Below are 3,249 nucleotides of genomic sequence, written 5' to 3'. Positions count from 1 at the left end.
GTCAGCCCGGCGACCACCATCCCGGTACCCGCCGAGATCACCACCAGCAGCAGCACCAGCCCTGCGACCTGGAACTGCTGCGTGCGCACCGGCGCGCTCGGAGCCGACAGCGTGACGGTGCCGCTCTGCACCATCGGCACCCTCTCGGTCAGCGGCGAGGGCCCCGGGTCGGAGCCGTACACGTAGTCCTGCTGCTTGGTGCGCACCACCAGCTGCGCCCCGCGCGGCACCGCCAGCAGCACCGACTCGACGTCGATCGGCCGGTGCGAAGCGACCTGCTCGTCCAGCGAGGTCGCGATCTGCTGCGAGCGGGTGGACAGATCGGCCCGGGTGAAGTCCTCGACCAGCTTCAGCGCGGTCACGCCCAGCGGCAGCCCGAGCACCACGGCCGTGACCGCCACCGCCAGCAACGTCGCCGCCAGGATCCGCCTGCGCATGGTCAGTCCGCGTTGAACCGGAACCCGACGCCGCGCACGGTCGCGATCCGCTGCTCATCGGCGCGGCCGTTGCCGTCGCCGAGCTTCCGGCGCAGCCACGAGATGTGCATGTCCAGGGTTTTGCTGCCCTTGCGGCTGGCTTCCGGCCACACCTCGTGCAGGATCTCCTCGCGGGTGACGACCTGGCCCGCGTGCTGCATCAGCACCCGCAGCAGCTCGAACTCCTTGTTGGCCAGGCCGACCTCCTGCTCGTCGACCAGCACCCGCCGCGCGGTGAGCTCCAGGCGGACCCCGGACGCCTCCAGCGTTTCCGGCGAGCCGCGGCGCAGCAGCGCCCGGATGCGGGCCATCAGCTCGGCCAGCCGGAACGGTTTGGCCACGTAGTCGTCCGCGCCCGCGTCCAGGCCGACCACGAAGTCGACCTCGTCGGTGCGGGCGGTGAGCATCAGCACCGGGATGCCGCGGCCCTGCGCGCGCAGCCTGCGGCACACCTCCAGGCCGTCCATTTCCGGCAGCCCGAGGTCCAGCACCATCAGGTCGATCACGCCGGACGACGCCTCCCGCAACGCGGCAGGGCCGTCCTCGATCACACGCACCGAGTAGCCCTCCCGCTGCAGCGCCCTCGACAACGGCACAGCAATGGCTGGGTCGTCCTCGGCCAGCAGCACTACGCTCACGCTCCCCACCCTAGATGTCCGCCAAGATCAGACTCGTCTCTAGGGAGCGTTCGCCGGGGGGCGGGGCCGCTGCGCCATCGGCGGGCACGATTAAGGTTCCGGGCGTGACGATCGCCGCTGACCTGGAACTCGCGCTGCACCTGGCCGACACCGCGGACGCGCGCACCACCGCCCGGTTCCGCGCCCAGGACCTGGACGTGACCAGCAAACCCGACCGCACCCCGGTCACCGACGCGGACCTCGCGGTGGAGGACGCGGTGCGCGCGGTGCTGGCCGAGCAGCGGCCCGGTGACGAGGTCGCGGGCGAGGAGCGCGGCGGGGACGCCTCGGGGCCGCGCGCCTGGGTGCTGGACCCGATCGACGGCACGAAGAACTTCCTGCGCGGCGTGCCCGCCTGGGCGACGCTGATCGCACTGGTCGAGCACGGCACGCCGGTGGTGGGCGTGATCAGCGCGCCGGCGCTGGGCAGGCGCTGGTGGGCCGCGGTCGGGCAGGGCGCGTGGGCTTCCGGCGGCGCGGGCCCCGAGCGGATCGCGGTGTCGGGCGTGCGGGAACTCGCCGACGCCTACGTGTCCACCACGCACCTGGGCACCTGGGTCGAGCACCACTCGCGGGAGTCCTACCTGCGGCTGGTGGACGCCTGCTGGGAGAACCGGGCGTTCGGCGACTTCTGGCAGCACTGCCTGGTCGCCGAAGGCGCCATCGACCTGGCCGCGGAACCGATCGTGAACCCGTGGGACGTGGCCGCCGCGCAGGTGCTCGTGCAAGAGGCCGGCGGCACCTTCACCGACCTGGACGGGACCGCGGATCACCGCGGCGGCACGGTGCTCACCTCGAACGGCCACCTGCACGCGGACGCGCTGGCCCTCCTGCGGCGCTGATCGCTTCAGGACTGGCGCTTCAGGACTGGGCGGGCGTACCGCTCGGCGGTGTGGCGGGCTCCTGCACGGTCGTGCCGGTGGGCTTCGAGGTCCGGTCCACCGGGCCGATCACGCCGCGCAGCGCCTGCGTCCAGGTGAGCCTGCCGAACAGGTAGAAGCAGGCGACCTGCTCGCTGCTGAACCGCGCCCAGTCGTAGCGGTTGCCCTGCTCGCGCCAGAACACCTCCCAGCCGGGCACGCCGTCGATCTCGGTGCGCAGCAGGCACCAGGCGTTGTCCGCTTCGGCACCGAGCGAAACCAGTTCCGCGGGCACGCCCATCGCCGTGAGCCAGCCGAGCACCGATTCGGTGTTCACTCCGCGCTCCCCTCAGTCGCTTCCTCCCGCGCGGCGGCCGGCTCGGCGCGCATCCGAGCCGTGCCCGCCTCCGTCTCGGCCCGCTGCACGGTCGAACGTTCCAGCCGGATGGTGCCGGTTTCCTCCAACGCCGGGGCGAGCTCCGCGAGCAGGCCCAACGCCACCAGCTCCGCCAACGGGTGCGTGGTCCGGTAGCGGACGCCGCCGCCGCGCGCGCCGAACCACGGCGCGGTCACGGCTCGCCACACCGGCAACGGGTGCAGCACGCGGTACCGGTGGTACGGCAGCTCCAGGTACTCGGGCGGCAAGCTGCGCTCGGTGAACGCCGTCCCCTCCGGCGCAGCGACGCGGCCTTCGCCGTCGCCGAGCTCGTCGAGGACCGTGTCCGGGTCGAGCACGATCGGCTCACCGGCCTCGGTGCAGCCCTCCGGGAACTCGTCGGGCGGCCACCGGTAATCGGATCCGGTGCTGCGGTATTCGCGGTCCCACGCGTGCTCGGACAGTTCGGCCAGCGGCTCGTGATCGGCGGTGAAGTCTTCGGGGCGCGACGCAGCTCCGCGGGCATCCGGCGTGGGAAGTTTCCCGGAGCGCACCCGGGCCAACGCGTCCCGGTCACCGACGAGCTCCGAGCGCGGGTGATCCAGCGGCCCGAAGCGGCGCGCGGCCCCCGGATCGGGCAACTGCCTGCTGGCGTTGGTCTGGGCGACCGGCAGATGGCCGATCGGGAACTGGTGCAGCATGAACGCCACCGTCTCCTTGTGCTCGCCTTGGCGATGCCCGGGAGCGGCGGCCTGCTCGGCGCGCGGCGGCTGCGGATAGGGCGGCCGGTTCGGCGGGTACGGCGCGCCCGGGTACCCGGCCTGCCGAGCCCGGTACGGGGAGCGCTGACCGACCGCCGG

Annotated in this window: 4 protein-coding genes and 1 pseudogene; 1 reads left to right on the top strand and 4 read right to left on the bottom strand. The window is 73.0% G+C overall.

Annotated features, from left to right (window positions below):
• Both IJH84_RS06350 and IJH84_RS06345 read right to left on the bottom strand, forming a co-directional pair.
• Positions 1-437: pseudogene (locus IJH84_RS06350) on the bottom strand (sensor histidine kinase); the annotation flags it as partial.
• 2 nt (positions 438-439) lie between these two features.
• Positions 440-1,114 carry a response regulator transcription factor gene (locus tag IJH84_RS06345; protein ID WP_200073412.1) on the bottom strand — a complete coding sequence of 225 codons (675 nt, stop codon included), beginning with the start codon at positions 1,112-1,114 and terminating at the stop codon, positions 440-442.
• 104 nt (positions 1,115-1,218) lie between these two features.
• Between IJH84_RS06345 and hisN the strand changes: the two genes are divergently transcribed.
• The gene (gene hisN / locus IJH84_RS06340) at positions 1,219-1,995 is read left to right on the top strand and encodes a histidinol-phosphatase (protein ID WP_295141432.1); all 777 of its coding nucleotides are present in this window, start codon (positions 1,219-1,221) and stop codon (positions 1,993-1,995) included.
• A gap of 19 nt (positions 1,996-2,014) precedes the next feature.
• On the opposite strand, the gene IJH84_RS06335 is transcribed toward hisN, so the two are convergent.
• Together IJH84_RS06335 and IJH84_RS06330 are read right to left on the bottom strand one after the other, a co-directional pair.
• Positions 2,015-2,350 carry a hypothetical protein gene (locus IJH84_RS06335; protein WP_295141430.1) on the bottom strand — a complete coding sequence of 112 codons (336 nt, stop codon included), beginning with the start codon at positions 2,348-2,350 and terminating at the stop codon, positions 2,015-2,017.
• A partial coding sequence (locus tag IJH84_RS06330; RefSeq protein ID WP_295141428.1) for a TNT domain-containing protein occupies positions 2,347-3,249 on the bottom strand: 903 nt, incomplete at its 5' end. The genes IJH84_RS06330 and IJH84_RS06335, both read right to left, overlap by 4 nt.

Source organism: Saccharopolyspora sp. (assembly GCF_017434145.1).
In the GTDB taxonomy this organism is placed as follows: Bacteria; Actinomycetota; Actinomycetes; order Mycobacteriales; family Pseudonocardiaceae; genus Saccharopolyspora_C; species Saccharopolyspora_C galaxeae.
Note: the sequence above shows the minus strand (reverse complement) of the source record. Positions and strands in the feature narration are given on the sequence as shown.